This window comes from Enterococcus sp. UD-01, from assembly GCF_044909655.1.
Classification (GTDB): domain Bacteria; phylum Bacillota; class Bacilli; order Lactobacillales; family Enterococcaceae; genus Enterococcus_L.
In genome coordinates this window covers 310,352-327,940 of record NZ_JBIYEU010000001.1, presented here as the reverse complement: position 1 = coordinate 327,940, position 17,589 = coordinate 310,352, and the positions used below count along the sequence as shown (strand labels likewise).

Annotated in this window: 15 protein-coding genes; 13 read left to right on the top strand and 2 right to left on the bottom strand. The window is 39.6% G+C overall.

Annotated features, from left to right (window positions below; translation table 11 throughout):
* Positions 1 to 30 precede the first annotated feature (30 nt).
* From ABH902_RS01650 to ABH902_RS01610, 9 genes are all read left to right on the top strand, one after another.
* Positions 31 to 1,005, top strand: a complete 975-nt coding sequence (locus ABH902_RS01650; RefSeq protein WP_404588787.1) for a thiamine pyrophosphate-dependent dehydrogenase E1 component subunit alpha — start codon at positions 31 to 33, stop codon at positions 1,003 to 1,005.
* Complete coding sequence (locus tag ABH902_RS01645; protein WP_404588786.1) at positions 1,002 to 1,997, top strand: alpha-ketoacid dehydrogenase subunit beta; 996 nt, start codon at positions 1,002 to 1,004, stop codon at positions 1,995 to 1,997. Before ABH902_RS01650 ends, ABH902_RS01645 begins: the two co-directional genes overlap by 4 nt.
* Entirely contained in the window at positions 1,994 to 2,938 is a 945-nt protein-coding gene (locus tag ABH902_RS01640) for a sugar-binding transcriptional regulator (RefSeq protein WP_404588785.1), read from the top strand. Before ABH902_RS01645 ends, ABH902_RS01640 begins: the two co-directional genes overlap by 4 nt.
* A gap of 97 nt (positions 2,939 to 3,035) precedes the next feature.
* Entirely contained in the window at positions 3,036 to 3,467 is a 432-nt protein-coding gene (locus ABH902_RS01635) for a DUF1934 domain-containing protein (RefSeq protein WP_404588784.1), read from the top strand.
* A gap of 75 nt (positions 3,468 to 3,542) precedes the next feature.
* On the top strand, positions 3,543 to 4,172 hold the full coding sequence (gene rpoE, locus ABH902_RS01630) for a DNA-directed RNA polymerase subunit delta (protein ID WP_404588783.1): 630 nt from the start codon (positions 3,543 to 3,545) through the stop codon (positions 4,170 to 4,172).
* Positions 4,173 to 4,452: 280 nt separating this feature from the next.
* Positions 4,453 to 5,286 (top strand): PRD domain-containing protein, encoded by an 834-nt coding sequence (locus ABH902_RS01625; RefSeq protein ID WP_404588782.1) that lies wholly within the window; start codon positions 4,453 to 4,455, stop codon positions 5,284 to 5,286.
* A gap of 24 nt (positions 5,287 to 5,310) precedes the next feature.
* Positions 5,311 to 7,299 carry an N-acetylglucosamine-specific PTS transporter subunit IIBC gene (gene nagE, locus ABH902_RS01620; protein WP_404588781.1) on the top strand — a complete coding sequence of 663 codons (1,989 nt, stop codon included), beginning with the start codon at positions 5,311 to 5,313 and terminating at the stop codon, positions 7,297 to 7,299.
* 208 nt (positions 7,300 to 7,507) lie between these two features.
* A complete protein-coding gene (gene tuf / locus ABH902_RS01615) occupies positions 7,508 to 8,695 on the top strand; it encodes an elongation factor Tu (RefSeq protein WP_404588780.1) in 1,188 nt (395 codons plus the stop codon).
* Between the two features lie 101 nt (positions 8,696 to 8,796).
* The gene (locus ABH902_RS01610) at positions 8,797 to 9,657 is read left to right on the top strand and encodes a PhzF family phenazine biosynthesis protein (RefSeq protein WP_404588779.1); all 861 of its coding nucleotides are present in this window, start codon (positions 8,797 to 8,799) and stop codon (positions 9,655 to 9,657) included.
* A gap of 33 nt (positions 9,658 to 9,690) precedes the next feature.
* Here the strand turns inward: ABH902_RS01610 and mprF are convergent, their stop codons facing one another.
* Together mprF and ABH902_RS01600 are read right to left on the bottom strand one after the other, a co-directional pair.
* Positions 9,691 to 12,279 (bottom strand): bifunctional lysylphosphatidylglycerol flippase/synthetase MprF, encoded by a 2,589-nt coding sequence (mprF, locus tag ABH902_RS01605; RefSeq protein WP_404588778.1) that lies wholly within the window; start codon positions 12,277 to 12,279, stop codon positions 9,691 to 9,693.
* Positions 12,280 to 12,290: 11 nt separating this feature from the next.
* The gene (locus ABH902_RS01600) at positions 12,291 to 13,007 is read right to left on the bottom strand and encodes an alpha/beta fold hydrolase (protein ID WP_404588777.1); all 717 of its coding nucleotides are present in this window, start codon (positions 13,005 to 13,007) and stop codon (positions 12,291 to 12,293) included.
* Positions 13,008 to 13,175: 168 nt separating this feature from the next.
* Between ABH902_RS01600 and ABH902_RS01595 the strand changes: the two genes are divergently transcribed.
* From ABH902_RS01595 to ABH902_RS01580, 4 genes are all read left to right on the top strand, one after another.
* Complete coding sequence (locus ABH902_RS01595) at positions 13,176 to 13,790, top strand: lysozyme family protein (RefSeq protein ID WP_404588776.1); 615 nt, start codon at positions 13,176 to 13,178, stop codon at positions 13,788 to 13,790.
* A 142-nt stretch (positions 13,791 to 13,932) separates the two neighbouring features.
* Positions 13,933 to 16,266, top strand: coding sequence for a cation-translocating P-type ATPase (locus ABH902_RS01590; RefSeq protein WP_404588775.1), 2,334 nt, complete (start codon positions 13,933 to 13,935; stop codon positions 16,264 to 16,266).
* A gap of 32 nt (positions 16,267 to 16,298) precedes the next feature.
* On the top strand, positions 16,299 to 16,532 hold the full coding sequence (locus ABH902_RS01585) for a hypothetical protein (protein WP_404588774.1): 234 nt from the start codon (positions 16,299 to 16,301) through the stop codon (positions 16,530 to 16,532).
* On the top strand, positions 16,519 to 17,493 hold the full coding sequence (locus tag ABH902_RS01580; protein ID WP_404588773.1) for an SPFH domain-containing protein: 975 nt from the start codon (positions 16,519 to 16,521) through the stop codon (positions 17,491 to 17,493). Before ABH902_RS01585 ends, ABH902_RS01580 begins: the two co-directional genes overlap by 14 nt.
* The last annotated feature ends 96 nt before the right edge of the window (positions 17,494 to 17,589 follow it).

The window sequence follows — 17,589 nt, the reverse complement described above, 5'->3', positions numbered from 1 at the left end:
GGTTGAGAACAAATGTAAAGGAGTGAGACGATGAGTCTTTCTACATTAGATAATCTCTCAGCTTTAAAAAAAATGTGGGAAATTCGCATTTTTGAAGAAACTATACAAGGATTATTTGAAGCAGGAGAGTTATATGGCACCATGCATCTTTGTATTGGCCAAGAGGCAACGGCCGTTGGCGGAGCAGGAATCCTTAAAAAGAGTGATTGGATAGTCTCCACCCATAGAAATCACGGTCATTGTATTGCGAAGGGAACGGATATTCGTCGTATGTTTGCTGAGATGCTGGGAAAAAAAACAGGAACGAATGAAGGCAAAGGAGGCAGCATGCACATTGCTGATCTAGATGTCGGAAATCTGGGATCAAATGGAATTGTAGGTGCTGGCTTTCCAATTGCTGCTGGAGCCGCTTTGACAGCTCAAATGCAAGGCACAGATCAAGTTGTATTATGTTATGCCGGAGATGGAGCCACCAATGAAGGCAGTTTTCATGAAGCGTTAAATTTAGCTTCTATTTGGCAGCTGCCAGTGATTTATTTCATCGAAAACAACCAATATGGGATGAGCAGTGCCATTGACCAAATGGTGAACGTAGAGAAATTATCTGACCGTGCAGTCAGCTATGGTATTGAAGGCATTACAATAGACGGCAACGATCTGCAGGTTGTCGCTGATACAGTCGCTAAAGCGGCAGAAAAAGCGCGATCTGGCGGCGGTCCCACACTTATAGAAGCATTAACCTATCGGCATATGGGTCATTCCAAATCCGATCAGTTATTGTATCGCTCAGAGGCTGAGTGTCAGCAATGGCAGGAAACAAATGATCCGATTGCCCGCTTGGAAAAGAAGCTAGTTCAAGAAGAGGGCATGACAGAAACAGAACTACGTCAAATAGAAGCAGAGATACGTGAACGCTTGACGGCTCTGGCACAATCAGCCAAGCAGGATAAGGAACCAACAATTGAGGATTTGCGAACCCATGTATATGCGGAGGAAGAGAAATGAGAACTATTACGTATTTGACAGCGATTAATGAGGCCTTAGATGAAGCTCTAGCGCAGGATGAGCGTGTATTCTTGTTAGGAGAAGACATCGGCATTTATGGCGGCGGCTTTGGCGCGACCAAAAATCTTCAGAAAAAATACGGGAAAAGTCGAGTGCGTGATACACCGATTTCAGAAAGTGCCTTAGCTGGAGCGGCAGTAGGGGCGGCAATGACAGGAATGCGTCCGATTATCGAACTACAGTTTTCCGATTTTATCACGGTAGCAATGGATCAGCTTGTCAATCAGGCTGCCAAAATTCATTATATGTACAGCGGAAAAGCGCAGGTTCCGATGGTGATGCGAACTGCTGCTGGGTCAGGGACAGGAGCGGCGGCGCAACATTCTCAAAGTTTAGAAAATTGGATGGCTCATATTCCAGGATTAAAAGTAATCCAACCTTCAAATGCTTATGATGCCAAAGGGCTACTCCATGCTGCAATTAAAGATAATAATCCGGTGATGTTTTATGAACATAAGCTTTTATATAAAACAACTGGAGAGGTTCCGGAAGATTGCTATACATTGCCGATTGGCAAAGCAGATATTAAACGTCCAGGAAATGATATCACGATTGTTGCGACGGGAATCATGGTTTCTAAAGCCTTGGAGGCGGCAGAATTAGCTGGAGAAAAAGGAATCACTGTGGAAGTCATTGATCCTAGAACATTGGTTCCTTTAGATAGCGAAACGCTTCTAGCATCAGTTCAAAAAACGAAACGCGTAATTGTGGTTACCGAAGCTGTTAAAAACAGCGGCTTTAGCGCTGAATTAGCCGCTGTGATTGCGGAATCTCCAATAGCACTGTCATTAAAAGCGCCAATTATTCGTTTAGGCGGTGAATTCATTCCAATGCCAGCCCAAAAATATCTGGAAACGCAGGCGACGCCTCAAGTAAAGACCATTTTACAGGCAATTGAACAGGCAATGGCTGGAGTTGAAACGAGTCAATGAAAATTAGTGAAGATCGCAGAAAGCTCTTAAAAATTGCTACTATGTATTATGAACATGGATTGACACAAGCTCAAATCGCCAAACAAATGCAGATTTCCAGACCCGTTATATCAAAAATTTTGCAGCAGGCTAAGGAACAGGGCATTGTCTCTATTTCCATCAACGACGAAACCGCCTATAGTGTAGCGCTGGGGCTCCGTTTAGAAGAAAAATATCAGTTAAAAGATGTTCTTGTCATTCCCGCAAATGAACAGCGTCCAAGAGAAGAGCTTCAACAAAAGGTCAGTCAAGCAGCTTCCCACTATCTAAAAGAGCAGCTTCGGCCAAATATGAAAATTGGTTTATCCTGGGGAACCACACTGGCGTATATGATTGATGCGATGCCGTATTGTTCTTATCCGTCCATCAATGTTTATCCCTTAGTCGGTGGAATTTCTAGTGAACATTTGTATTTCGATACGAATCATTTAGTTTTTCGCCTGGCGGAAAAGCTAGATAGTCATTGTCAATATTTTTATGCACCAGCGTTAGCAGAAAGTCGCTATTTAGCTCAAGCGTTGAATGAAAGTCAGCTGGTAGGGAAAGCGTTGACTGATGCTAGAAGTGTTGATTTTGCAATTATTGGCGTAGGTAATCCGAATCAAAGCTCAACATGGAAAAGATTAGGCTATATGCAGACGGAACAGTTAAAGATTATCGAAGCAACACAAGTCAAAGGAGACGCGGTCGCATCATTATTTGACAAAAAAGGGCAAACGGTAAACAATGAAATAAGTGAACGCATGCTGGGCATCAAAGTAGAAGATTTAATCCAGATTCCCGATGTTATGGTGATTGGCTGTGGTGTTGAAAAAGCCGAAAGCATCAAGCCTTTAGTCGCTGCCGGCTGTTGTACAATTTTAGCGATCGATCAAGCAATTGCTGAAGCGTTGCTGGAATAGCCATGGTTGTTTTAATCTAAAATAAAAATAGCTGCTTTGCTTGTTTTTATTTAAAAAGCAGTGGTATGATATGGATTAATTAAGGAGTGTGTTTTTAATGGACTTATCTCAAGGAACACCTGTTTCGATTCAACTAAAAACAGTAGTAGATCAGGCAGGAGAAAAGAAAAACTTTTATTTCGATTTAGAAGGACAAATTGTCAATATTGGCGATACACTTTATATTCGCTACAAAGAAGAGCAGGAGGGGACAGCGGTTCCTGTAACAATTAAAGTTGAGCCGGACGGTAAAATTCAACTGATTCGCGCTGGTGAAATGCGCATGCGCTTAAAATTTGCTTATCAGGAGCGCTTGGATACTAGCTACAAAACCCCTTATGGTTTATTCCAAATCACCACATTTACGCGTAATTTACGCTTTAGCTTAAAGGATCAGCCGGTAGCCGGCAGTATTCTAATTGACTACGATCTGTATTCTCAAGCAGAAAAAATTGGCGAATATCATTTAGAACTGGAATTTACTGCGTAATTATACAAGAATTAATTGATTTTTCGGTGATGTTTTTGTATGATAAAGAGTAGACTGTGAAAGGACGTGTACCGTTTGGAAATTAATGTATTTGACGGGTTGAACAAAGATGAATTATCCATGATCGAAGTTGCGCATGCAATTTTAGAACAACGTGAAGATGTGATGGACTTCTCTGATTTAGTAAACCAAATTCAAAATTATCTTGGAAAATCTGACAGCGAAATTCGTGACTCTTTAGCACAATTTTATACTGACTTAAATATTGACGGCAGTTTTATCTCATTGGGAGATAATCGTTGGGGCTTGCGCTCATGGTATCCAATTGACTCAATTGATGAGGAAGTTACTCATGGATTGGAAGAAGATGAAGAAGACAAACCACGTCGTAGAAAACGTAAAAAAGTCAATGCGTTTATTATGGATGCAGATGACGAAGACGTAATTGACTACAATGACGATGATCCGGAAGATGCAGAATTGACGGATGAAGAAGAAGACGATATCTTGTATGATGATGACGACGATGATGAGGATGAAGAAATCAAAGCCTACAATTCTGATTTACAAGAAATCGGTGCTGACGCGGATGACGAAGAAGAAGTACTGCCTGGTATCGAAGAAGATTTAACCATCATTGACGATGAGGATGTTGATGATGATTTCGATGATGAAGAAGAATATTCTGAAGACGAAGAAAATTAGTAAAAAAAAGGTTGTACGATAGCATTTGCTGTTTACAACCTTTTTTACTTTTAGTTTATTCAAAAAAAATAAATAAAAATAGTTGACAAGTGGTCTATATCTTTGTAAACTATCACTGTTAACAAAAATGAATAGCGTTTTCATGTGACTGGATAATACTAGGCATGGAAGAATTTCATTGAGATATGATATACTCATATTTTGATGGGGTTGTTCTATGCTTTTTTGTTGTCTTGAATCAAGAAAACGAACAATCTACTTCTGCAGAAGAGGAATGTGTATGAAAATTAAAAAGGTGCTTAATCAAAATGCAGTACTTGTGGAGGATGCTGGTCAGGAAAAAGTGGCTGTCGGCAAAGGCGTGGGTTTTAACAAGAAGAAAAATGACTTGTTATTCCCGCAACAAGTGGAACGAATGTTTGTTATGGAGCCGGAAGGTTTGAAAAAACTGCAGGTTCTGTTATCACAAATCGATGAAAAATATTTTTTTGTCACCGAAGAAATTATTGCTCATGCTGAAACTGTGCTGGGTGAAAAGTTAAATGAGCATATTAACATCGGACTAAGTGATCACATTGCCTTTGCTGCTGAGAATATTCAAAATCATATCATCGTTAGAAACAAGCTGTTGAATGAAATTGAAATTCTCTATAGTGAGGAATTTTCAATTGCTCAGTGGGCAGTTGATTATTTAACACAAACACTTGGTATCCCTTTCAGTTATGATGAAGCAGGTTATATTGCGATCCATATTCACAGTGCTCGCAGCGGCCGCACGGATAATAGTAAAAGTATTCGTGAAGTCACCATTGTTTCAGAAATTATTCATTTAATTGAGCAAGAATTGGCAATCAATATTCATGATGAAAAGATGAGCTTGAGCTATTCTCGTCTGGTCAATCATTTGCGCTTATTTATTCACCGTTTTCAACAGAATCAATATGCAGTGTTGGATGACGAAATCTTAGAAGTTGTGCGCAAAAAATATGCGGAAAGCTATGAGATTTCAAAAAAGGTTCAAGTTTTGTTAATGAGAAATTTTCACTACCAAGTTCCAAACGAAGAATTAGGTTATCTGGCGATTCATATTGAACGCTTAAGAATGACCAATTAAAGACGACAAGGGGAGAAACAAAAAATGAAAGCATACATGCAAAGAATGGGACGCTCATTGATGCTTCCTGTAGCAGTATTGCCAGCAGCAGCAATTTTAATGGGGATAGGGTATTGGATCGATCCGAACGTAATGACTGGATTAGGGGATCCTAACTTCTTATCTGTCTTTTTAGTTAAAGCAGGCGGTGCGATTATTGATAACTTACCTGTATTATTCGCAGTAGGTCTGGCTTTAGGAATGTCAAAAGACAAAGATGGTGCAGCGGCACTTAGCGGATTAGTCGCTTTCTTAGTCGTTACAACCTTGCTTTCTAGTGCAGCAGTTGCCGCAATGAAGGGGATTCCTGTTGAACAAGTCGATCCTTCATTTGCTAAAATCGGTAATGCCTTTATCGGTATTTTATCTGGACTAGTTGCAGCAGCAATGTACAATCGCTTTAGTCAAGTGAAACTGCCAATGGCGTTATCCTTCTTTAGCGGGAAACGTTTAGTTCCAATTATGACTGCCGTAGCAATGTTAGTTACTTCAGGCGTATTATTCTTTGTTTGGCCTGTTGTATTCTCTGGTCTAGTTACTTTTGGTGAAGCGATTTCTAAATTAGGTGCTGTCGGTGCCGGTATTTACGGCTTCTTCAACCGTCTGTTAATTCCTACAGGCTTACACCACGCATTGAATTCAGTATTCTGGTTTGACGTAGCGGGTATTAATGACATTGGTAACTTCTTATCTGGTACTGGTGAAAAAGGAATTACTGGTATGTACCAAGCCGGCTTCTTCCCAATGATGATGTTCGGATTGCCTGCCGGTGCGTATGCGATTTACCGCAATGCTCGTCCTGAAAAGAAAAAAGCAACAGCTTCATTGATGATTGCGGCTGCATTTGCTTCATTCTTTACTGGGATTACTGAACCATTAGAATTTTCATTCATGTTTGTAGCATGGCCATTATATGTTGTACATGCTGCTTTAACAGGGATTTCACTGTTTATTTCTGCATTCTTCCATTGGACAGCAGGCTTTGCCTTTAGTGCTGGTCTAGTCGATTTCGTATTGAGCTTACGTAATCCGATTGCCAACCAACCTTATATGTTAATTGTTCAAGGTCTAATTATGGCTGTTCTTTACTTCTTTGCATTTGACTTTGCCATTAAGAAATTTAACTTGATGACTCCTGGACGTGAAGAAGGGGATGGAGAAGAAACACCGGATATCGATACAACTGGTGATAATCGTTTCGCTGTTTTGGCAAGCAAAATTTACCAAGGCTTAGGCGGAGACGCAAATGTTACTTCTATCGATAATTGTACTACTCGTTTACGTTTGACAGTTGCAGATACAAGCAAGGTTGATCAAGCAAAAATTAAAGCAACCGGCGTTCCCGGTGTTAAAGTGATTGATGACAAGAATATTCAGGTTATTGTAGGAACGGAAGTACAATTCGTTGCAGATGAAATGAGCAAAATCCGTAACGGTGCCGCTCCTGCTGCAGGTGAACCTGTAAAAAAGTCTGAAACTGAAGTGAAAACAGAAGCGCCCGTTTCTTCAACAAAAGAAGCTGAGTTGTATGCTGTGGCAAACGGAAAAGTTATTCCGATTTCAGAAGTGCAAGATGATGTCTTCTCTGCAAAAATGATGGGTGATGGCTTCGCAGTTGTACCGACAGATGGTGCTGTTTATACGCCAGTAGCTGGTAAAGTAACCAGCATTTTCCCAACAAAACATGCATTAGGCATCCAAACGGATTCCGGTATTGAAGTGTTGCTGCACATGGGCTTGGACACGGTTGAGCTGAAAGGTGCGCCATTTACCTTACATGTTGAAGAAGGACAAGTTCTGAAACAAGGAGACAAAGTGGCAACTATCGATTTACAGGCCTTGGCAACAGCTGGTAAAAAATCCGATTTAATCGTTGTCTTTACAAACCAAGATGTCGTTTCCGGCTATGATTTAGCCAAAGCAGATCAAACAGCTTCTGCAAACGAAGTCATTGGTCAAGTAACTGTTAAATAAAAAAGAAAGTAGTCTGAGTCGAGTGATTCAGGCTGCTTTTTTGTTTGTCTTTTGAGGAGATACAGTAAGCTTTTCTATCACTTATCAAAAGTAAGCATATAAGTTGTACTATGAAAAAAAATGACTATAATAAGAGTATAAAGGTCAAAGTTGGTCAATTAATCGACAGACTTTTCACCTTTTAAACAATATAGGAGGTTTGTATATCATGGCAAAACAACATTATGACAGAAGTAAACCCCATGTAAATATCGGCACTATTGGACATGTCGATCAGGGGAAAACCACATTAACCGCTGCAATCACTACAGTATTAGGAAAACAAGGCCTAGCAAACCCGCAGGACTATGCTAGTATTGATGCAGCACCAGAAGAAAGAGAACGTGGCATTACCATTAATACTGCACACGTTGAGTATGAAACAAAAGCACGTCACTATGCCCACATTGACGCACCAGGACATGCGGACTACGTTAAAAACATGATTACCGGCGCAGCTCAAATGGATGGCGCCATTTTAGTAGTATCTGCAACAGACGGTCCCATGCCGCAAACCCGCGAGCATATTTTGTTATCACGTCAAGTAGGCGTTAAACATTTGATCGTTTTTTTGAATAAAATTGATTTAGTGGACGATGAAGAATTGATTGATTTGGTAGAAATGGAAGTTCGTGAACTGTTAAATGAATACAATTTTCCAGGTGATGATATTCCAATTATTAAAGGCTCTGCGTTAAAAGCACTGCAAGGTGATGCAGAAGCAGAAGCTGCGATTATGGAATTAATGGACACAGTAGATGAATACATTCCAACGCCTGAAAGAGATACAGACAAACCGCTATTACTTCCAGTAGAAGATGTCTTTTCAATTACTGGTCGCGGAACTGTAGCTTCAGGCCGGATTGATCGCGGAAAAGTGAAGGTTGGCGATGAAATCGAGATTGTGGGTATCAAGCCAGAAACACAAAAAGCGGTAGTGACAGGAATCGAAATGTTCCGTAAGACTTTGGAATATGGAGAAGCTGGTGATAATGTCGGTGTTCTTTTACGAGGAATTACCCGTGATGAAATTGAACGTGGACAAGTTATTGCAAAACCAGGATCTATCACGCCACATACAAAATTTAAGGCAGAGGTTTATGTTTTAACAAAAGAAGAAGGAGGCCGTCACACTCCATTCTTCACGAACTATCGTCCTCAATTTTATTTCCGGACAACAGATGTAACGGGTGTCGTTGAATTACCAGAAGGTGTCGAAATGGTTATGCCAGGAGATAACGTTACGATTGATGTTGAATTAATTCATCCGATTGCGGTTGAACAAGGAACAACTTTCTCTATTCGTGAAGGCGGACGGACTGTTGGTTCAGGAATTGTGACTGAAATCGAAAAATAAAACCCATAGCTCAAAAATAGGACAATTTCAATCGTCTTGTTTTTGAGCTTTTTTATGCTATACTAACCAATAAAAAGCAGGTGGATTAATTGGAGTGTATAGTGAAAAGAGTGGATGCCTTTACTCAAATACCCGGTCAAGGCAATCCGGCAGGAGTTGTGTTGAATGGTGATAAATATTCCGAGAAGCAAATGCAGCGCATCGCAAAAGCTGTCGGGTTTAACGAAACCGTCTTTATTTGTCGAAGTGAAACAGCAGCTGTGAGGCTGCGTTATTTTACACCGGGACATGAAACCCCTTTATGCGGACATGCCACAATGGGGGCGGTTTTTGTCTTATCTCAGGGATATGGAGATCGTGTGCTGACGATTGAAACAGGAGCGGGCAATTTAACCGTAGAGTATCAAGAAGCAGGCAACAAAATTAGAATGAAGCAAGCACAACCACAATTTATTTCTTTTAACGGAGATAAAGCGGCTCTCTGCGCCAGTTTGGGAATTGAAGTGACTGATTTACATTCGACTCTTCCTATTGAGTATGGCAATACCGGTTCATGGACATTGCTTTTGCCTGTAAAGGAACAAAGCGTACTGGACAAAATGGTGCCTCATTCTGATCAATTTCCTGCTATATTGACAGAGCTGACCTCGGCATCCATTCATCCATTTGCAGTTGTTTCACAAGAAGCCGGAACTTTTACTGCTAGACATTTTTCTTCACCGTTTTCCGGAACGATCGAAGATTCTGTAACAGGAACCGCTTCTGGCGTGATGGGGGCTTATGCGCTTAATCACCTTTATCCCGCCGTCTTTGAAAAAACACTTATTATTACTCAAGGAAAACACGTTCAGCGTAGCGGTGAAATAATTGTAACAGCACGAAGAGGTGCACACGAGCAACATGACATTTGGATTACAGGGACTGCTTGCGTGAATAGTGAATTTAAGATTGCAATCGATTAAAAAACCAAGGCTGACATGACCAGCCTTGGTTTTTTAGCGCTGATATCTATTTCTGAGAATACGGCGGATACCGTGTACTTTTGGCTGTTGTTCGATTGGTGCGTTATCTACCAGTAATAAGGCAATCATTACGTAAGCAATAAAGCTATCTCTGGAATAAAGCGTATATCTAGGAATCCATTCGGCTGCGTATTTTTCCTTATATTCTCTCAAGCCTTGAAAAGAATAAAAGCGAGAACCGAATTCATAAACTAAATACGCGATGCGTTCTTGAATAAAGCTCTTTTTCGAGGTTCCCACATTGGCTAGCGGAGCCATCCCCAGGTTAAAGTAAGTAAAACCTTCCTCCTGCATGTAAGTAAACAAGGAAACGAACAGATAGTCCATCACACCGGAAGGGACATTTTTACGGTAGCGCATTAAATCAATTGTGCCTTCGTTTTTAGTATAAGTCGGCATAATATTGGCAAAAGCAGCAAGCTTGCCCTCAGCATCCTTGGCAAGTGCCAGAGGTCCTTTTTGGAGGTATTGTTCCGAGAAAAAGCCTAAAGAGAAGCCTTTTTCTCTGCGACTGCCTAACCATTCATCAGAAACCAGCTTGAGCTCAGCAAGCAGATCTGCAGAAAAGGGCGGAGTAAGAACTTCAAATTGATAGCCGGCTTTTGTAAAGCGGTTCATGACGGCGCGCTCACTTTTCATCTTCTTCCCGGATAAAGTAAAATTGACTAAATCGCCATGGGCTTCTTCGCCCATTTTAATAAAGTCGTAACCAAATTCATGTAAAAACATGGCGAATTCTTCAGAGACCTCATAAAAAACGGGAATATAGCCATAACGGTCTGTTTCAGCAAGGAACTGTTCAATAGCTGCTGCAAAATCTTCTTTTTTACCTGAAGGATTTCCCATAACTAGACATTTGTTGTTCAAGGTTTTGAATTGTAGTAAGACAGTGTCTTCACCTGTGTTGTCAGTATAAATATACATATCCTTATCGTTTAAAAAGATTAGCTGACTGTCAGAGTTGCCGCCGTAAGTATCTAAAAGCTTTTGGACACGCTGACTGTTGAGCGGGATGCCGATTCGATAACGATTTCCTTCTAAGTAACGAATGAATAAATAACTGAAAAGTGTGACAAGTAAAATCCCTACGAATCCTGAAAACCAAATCTTCTCAGATGGAAATAAAAAGAAGGAGATAAAATGATGCTTGTGATGGGGAAACGTCGGTAAATTATAGACCCCAATTACGATATAAAGCACAGTCAAGAGTATAAAAATTCCTCCGTCTACTGTAACCATCTCCCAAGAATAAACAAGCTGCTCTCGAAACAATTCTTTTTTAGAAAAAATCATAATAAGCAGTAATAAGGATAAAAAGACTAAGACGCCCCAACTAAAATCTTTTAAAAAAGTGTAGGCTAAAGTAATGGTCAATAGAGCTAAGGTTGGCCAATATGCACGCTTTACTTTAGCAGCGATCCCTCGTCCGGTAATTAATAGTAAGAAACCAAGTAGGATTGCTGGCAGCTGGGTAAGGATATGAAACGAAAGAGGATTAATTTTTTCCAGCCATTTTACCTGTGTAAAAGCACTTGGAATAGTTGCGGACAAAATAATCATTATTCCTGAAAAATACATTAGAAAAACAGCGACCTTATGCGCTAGCTCGGTCATTAATTCACGTGGAATGCCGGAATAACGTTGATTTAATCCATGGCTTAAATTTTTCAAAAAGAAAATAACTCCAATAATAAAAGGAACAATATAGTAAAATAATCGGTAAAGTAAAATCCAAGCCACGCCAATTTCACGCTTGATTCCCAAAGCGGAAAGACCAATCAGCATCATAATATCAAAGCTGCCTAATTCACCAGGAATCATGGAAACAATCCCAATAACAGAAGCGGCAATAAATAACGGGATAATTTGTAAAGGATTCATTGGAATATCCATCAAAAATCCAATGACTAAAAAGCTGCCTAATACACCCGTCCATTCTAAAAATGACGTTAGAACTAATTGAATACGCGTTTTGTTGTCAATATCTCCAATGTATTCATCTTTTCGAATGAAGCTTAGCAGCATGATCGCTGGGAAATATAATCCGCCGCCGATCAGCCAAATCCAATATTGCTCTAAGTAATTATTGGTATGCCCCAGAACGACTAATAAAAAAGCGAAAAGGCTGTAGATTGAAAGACCGGACATTAAGAAAATTAAAATTTTGGAAAGCGCCTTTACGACGGATTTTCCATCCTTTTTAGTTCCGTAAAATTCAGAACGCAAGCCGATACTGACCAAACCGCCGAAGCCGGCAATGTTATTGATCGTATTAATCATCCAGCTCGTCTCCAAGAGAAAGGCTTTTTTTTGCTTTTGTTTTAAAATCCGATTCAAAATGATATCATACCCAACCATCGGTAAAACGGAAATTAAGCCAATAACCAGCATTGCAGCAATTTTCCCAAAGCCGATTGTCCGAAAAATTTCCGCTAATTGAGCAGTTGAAATGGTCTTGCTGATGGAAAGGAGTTCGCGAATAACAATAATGACAACCGAAAAAATAAATAACGTTTTAAGATAGCCCAGTCGATCTTTGATCCATTGAATGATTGTTTTCATAAATTACGTACCTACTTTCTCAGAAATGACAATACTTCTTGATTAAAACGCTGAGGTGCTTTTCGGGCAAAGGAATGTCCCTGCCCTGGAACAAGGACAAAAGATGCATATGGAATTTCTTTTGCTAAATAAAGAGAATGACTGCGTTTAATTAAATCATATTTACCAACAATCACTAATGTTTTTTGAGTGAATTGGTTTAAATCAGCTGTTGTTACGCCGATATCTGTTAGCATGAGCTGTAAAACAGCCAATTTTTGCTGTGCTTTTTTACTAAAAACTGCGAAAAGCCGAACTGCTTGATAAGCTACAAAAGTGAAGAGTTGTGCCAAAAAATGAACCCCCTTTACTTGCGTGTTACCGGCGTTCAAAACCAAGCGCTGAACCTTTTGTGGATATTTTTTAGTAAATACCATTGCTAAATTCGCTCCGTCACTAAAGCCAACAAGATTGGCTTGAGAAATATGTTCTGTTTCCATAATCATAGCAAGATCATCAGCCATTTGGTCAAAGGATAAGTACTTGCTGCGGTTTGTTGAACGTCCGTGACCGCGACTGTCCATGACATAAACAGTAAAATATTTACTAAATACTGGGATTTGCTTTTTAAAATATTCACCGCTGCCACCATTTCCATGGAGTAGAAACAGGGGAAAGCCTTGTCCTGAAACTTCATAGTAAATCAATGAACGGTCGGTTGTCAGCAAAAATTTCTTTTTTCTTTTCATATCGTTACCACCTGTCCATTTTAGTATAGCTTCTTTTGTTTAGAAATTAAACCGAAAGCATACATTCATTTTTTTAAAGAATGTTAAAGAAAGCTAGTTTTTTTAGCTTTTTTTCTAATAATATCGTATGATAAATAATACTTTAGAAAAAGTTTGGATGATAAGATCATGAGATTGGCAAAAGCATTAAGAAGGATCATAGTCTTGCTATTAATTTTGTTATTAATAGGAGCCGGCTATTTTGGCTTTAAGATTCGTAAAAATGTACAGCAAGTGATGACGTACGAAGATTTAGTGAAGCAAGAGGTTGAAAAAAATCAAATTCCTGAGTATAAAGAGCTGGTGTTGGCGATTATTTATACAGAATCGAAGGGCCGTACCAACGATTTGATGCAAAGCAGCGAAAGTGCTTATGGTCAACAGCATATGATCCATGATCCTCAGGAAAGCATTGAAATCGGTGTGTCTTTTTTAGCGCAGTCAATAGCTAAAGCAGACGAAGCCGGCTGTGATATTTGGACCGCCGTTCAAGCCTATAATTTTGGGCTGGACTACATCGACTACATTAAAGAACGAGGCGGCAAAAATTCAGTAGAATTGGCCGAAGAATATTCTAAGAATGTATTATCACCGCTCTTAGGAAATACTACGCAAAAAACTTATCGCTATTATCGTCCGCAATCTGTTTTGTATAATGGTGGTTTCCTCTACAGCAATGGCGGCAATATGTTTTATGCAGATCTCGTTAAAATGAATGGTCAGTTTATCAAATGGCTAAAATAAACCGTTCTTAAGACTAAAATCCTCAAGGAATCGTTAGATGAAATTTCGGCGAATTCTTGAGGATTTTCTTGAAGTTCTGAGCATTAACAAGTAAACTAAAGAAGATGTATCTTTAACACGGAGAAAGTAGGGAACGGATTCCATGACAAACAAGTTTGAGCAGAGACAAGGATTGACTCAATCAGAAGTAGAACAAAGAAAGCAGCAGGGGCTGCAAAACAATTACGAAGAAAATGTGGCGAAATCCACAAAAGATATTATTTATGATAATGTAATGACTCTGTTTAACTTTTTAAACTTTGCTATTGCGATCTGTTTATTTTTTGTAGGCGCTTATTCCAATTTAGCTTTTCTTGCCATCATTATTGTTAATATGGTAATGGGGATTTATCAAGAAATCCATGCAAGAAATTTAGTTCAAAAGCTGTCTATTGTGGCTAAAGAAAGTGTGCGGGTGATTCGCGACGGACAGGAGCATGACATTGATACCAAGGAATTGGTGATGGATGATATCGTGGTTATCTCAGCGGGAGAACAAGTACCTTCAGATATGGAAGTTATTGAAGGACAGGCTGAAGCAAATGAAGCTCTTCTAACCGGTGAATCCGACCTTATTGAGAAGCATGCAGGTGATGTATTATTGTCCGGCAGCTTTTTGGCGAGCGGTCAGGTCTATGCAAAAGTGATCCATGTAGGTGCCGATAACTATGCGGTAAAAATTACGGCTGAAGCAAAAGTGCATAAACCGATTCAATCTGAACTAATTAATTCGATTCGTAAAGTGTCTAAATTTACAAGTGTCGTTATCATTCCATTGGGGATTATTCTATTCTTAGAGGGCTTTCTCATCCGTGATGCCGGAATGAAGTCTTCGGTAGTGGCTTCTGCTGCGGCGCTTTTGGGTATGTTGCCTAAAGGATTGGTTTTGTTAATTAGTATTGCTTTAACCACAGGAGTTGTAAAATTAGCTAAAAAACGGATCTTAGTTCAGGATATGTATTCAATTGAAACGTTGGCTCATGTGGACACCTTATGCTTGGATAAAACAGGAACCATTACAGAAGGTAAGATGAAGGTTCAAAAAGTAACGGTTTTGCATCCTGAATATCAGGAAAATTTCCCGCAAATTATCGGCAGCTACTTAGCTGAAAGCACCGACAATAATATTACTATGCAGGCGATACGCGACTACTTTGAAGTGTCGAATCGCTATGGTGCGGTGAAGAATTTAGCTTTTTCATCCGAGCGCAAATGGGGAGCTATTGAGTTTAATGAAGTGGGCACGGTTTATTTAGGAGCCCCTGAAAAGCTTTTTTCAAAAGAACAAATGCCTAATGAATTATTTATTGCTCAGGAAAACGGCTATCGTGTATTAATGATGGGCATTGCGAATAGTCCATTGAATGAAGAAGAAATGCCTTATATTACCCCACTTGCTGTCCTGGAAATCGATGATCCAATTCGTCAAAATGCCAATGAAACCCTCGCTTATTTACGTGAGGAAGGGATTGATCTTAAAGTTATTTCTGGCGATAATCCGGTCACGGTTTCTAATATCGCCCGCAGAGCCGGCTTGTATGGGTATGAATCCTATATTGATCTATCCACTGTGCAGACAGAAGCTCAGGTCCGCAAGGCAGTTCATGAGTATACTGTTTTCGGACGAGTAACGCCGCAGCAAAAACGAATTATTGTCAGAGAATTAAAAGACAACGATCATGTGGTGGCTATGACGGGGGATGGCGTGAATGATGTATTAGCCTTACGTGAAGCTGACAGCAGTATCGCCATGGCAGAAGGAGATGGTGCAACGCGACAAATCTCCAATTTAGTCTTATTGGATTCTGATTTTACGACGCTTCCGGATGTTTTATTTGAAGGTCGTCGTGTTGTCAATAATGTCACAAAAGTGGCAAGTATTTTCTTTATCAAAACGATTTATTCTTTTATCCTATCTCTAGTTTGTGCCTTTACAGCCGTCGCATTTCCATTTATTCCAATTCAAATTACGTTGATTGATTTGGCTATCGAAGGTTATCCAGCTTTCTTCCTTTCGTTTGAAAGTGATAAAAGAAAAGTGAAGGGCAAGTTCCTGCCTACTGCCTTGAAAAATGCCTCTGTGAATGCATTATTAGTAGTCGTTAATATTATTGCTGTGTATTTGTTGGGACAAAAGCAAGACTTATCACAAATGGATACAACTACCTTGATGTATTATTTGCTGATCGGCATTAGCTGTATGGCTGTGGTACGTGCGTGCTTACCGTTTAATCCATTGAGAATTTTCTTGACAGTCACAACTATCGGCGGGATTTACGTTGCAGCAATGCTGTTTCATCATATTTTAGAGATTAACTTTTTAACGCAGCAGACGTTGCCATTGTTTATTATTATCATGGTGATTAATATCATCGTTCGGATCTTCATTGGACTTTTCCAATTGAAACGGGTAGGTAAAACGTTGCGGGAATTATAAGTAGATCAACAATTAAAAAGGAGGAGGAGAGTATGAGCGGAGAATATCAAATGAACAAAACGATCGGTAAATGCTTTCGATCTGCAAGCGATAATTATAATGGAGTAGTCAGAATTTATGGCAGCCCCTATATGTATCGTGTTGTCAACGGTATTCCTGCCAAAGGAGCAATGCTGGAGGTTATTGATTTTTCCAGCACTGAGTTGTTTGTTAGCGTCAACAATTATTTATTCGAAAGTGATGTGAATTATATTGATAATCGTTAATTTGTTTTTGGTGCTGATTGTATTAATGATAATCGTTTTCGTGCTGTCCAAGATGGTCATTATTGTTCAGCAAGGAGAAGTAAAAATCGTTGAAAGCTTTGGTAAATATGTAAAAACGCTGGATCCCGGCTTACATTTTTTAATTCCAGTGTTATACCAAGTAAAAGGGCGTGTTTCATTAAAACAAACGCCGCTTGAAATTGAATCGCAAAGTGTCATTACTCGTGATAACGTTATTGTCGAAGTAGACGAAGCCATTAAATATCATGTAACAGATGTTCGTGCCTTTGTTTATGATAATGAAGATTCTGTGACTTCCATGATTCAAGACTGTCAGTCTAATCTACGCGGCATTATTGGTAAGATGGATTTGAATGAAGTGCTAAACGGAACAGAAGAAATTAATGCCAGCCTGTTTGAAAGTGTAAGAGATATTACAGCCGGCTATGGTTTATCGATTGACCGGATCAATATTGGCGAGATTTCTGTATCGGATGAAATTGTAAACTCCATGAACAAATTGATTACAGCCAGTCGTGATAAGGAATCCACTATCACAATTTCTGAAGGACGCAAGCAGTCAATTATTTTGGATTCAGAAGCTAACGCTTCACAAATGCAGATTGACGCTGAAGCCAGAGCGAAGCAAACCAAAATCGATGCCGAGGCACGTGCTGAAAGAACTCGAATTGATGCTCAGGCGGAAGCTGAACGGATTCGAATTACCTCAGAGGCAGAAAAACAACGTATTTTGACACTTAATCAGGCGATTAAGGAAAGTGAGTTGAACGATCAAGCCTTGGCTTATCTAGGAATTGAAGCCTTTAAACAAGTAGTGAGAAGTAACACCAATACTGTTATTTTACCAAGTAACATGACTGAACTGGGAAATATTCCAGTTGTAAAAGAATTGTGGAAAGACCACGAAGTCAATAAAGTTGAAAGCAATTCAGTGCAATAAATCCGCTAAAGCGAGATAAAAGTCTGCTTGATTTTTATCCCGCTTGTCTTTTACATTTTTTTCGAATACATATCCCGCTTTTTTTGTAGAAAAAGT

Coding starts and splice junctions, on each gene's coding strand:
- ABH902_RS01640 (WP_404588785.1), top strand. CDS start 1,994: ATGAAAATTAGTGAAGATCGCAGAAAGCTCTTAAAAATTGCTACTATG.
- tuf (WP_404588780.1), top strand. CDS start 7,508: ATGGCAAAACAACATTATGACAGAAGTAAACCCCATGTAAATATCGGC.
- ABH902_RS01635 (WP_404588784.1), top strand. CDS start 3,036: ATGGACTTATCTCAAGGAACACCTGTTTCGATTCAACTAAAAACAGTA.
- ABH902_RS01625 (WP_404588782.1), top strand. CDS start 4,453: ATGAAAATTAAAAAGGTGCTTAATCAAAATGCAGTACTTGTGGAGGAT.
- ABH902_RS01645 (WP_404588786.1), top strand. CDS start 1,002: ATGAGAACTATTACGTATTTGACAGCGATTAATGAGGCCTTAGATGAA.
- ABH902_RS01585 (WP_404588774.1), top strand. CDS start 16,299: ATGAGCGGAGAATATCAAATGAACAAAACGATCGGTAAATGCTTTCGA.
- ABH902_RS01590 (WP_404588775.1), top strand. CDS start 13,933: ATGACAAACAAGTTTGAGCAGAGACAAGGATTGACTCAATCAGAAGTA.
- ABH902_RS01650 (WP_404588787.1), top strand. CDS start 31: ATGAGTCTTTCTACATTAGATAATCTCTCAGCTTTAAAAAAAATGTGG.
- ABH902_RS01600 (WP_404588777.1), bottom strand. CDS start 13,007: ATGAAAAGAAAAAAGAAATTTTTGCTGACAACCGACCGTTCATTGATT.
- ABH902_RS01595 (WP_404588776.1), top strand. CDS start 13,176: ATGAGATTGGCAAAAGCATTAAGAAGGATCATAGTCTTGCTATTAATT.
- mprF (WP_404588778.1), bottom strand. CDS start 12,279: ATGAAAACAATCATTCAATGGATCAAAGATCGACTGGGCTATCTTAAA.
- nagE (WP_404588781.1), top strand. CDS start 5,311: ATGAAAGCATACATGCAAAGAATGGGACGCTCATTGATGCTTCCTGTA.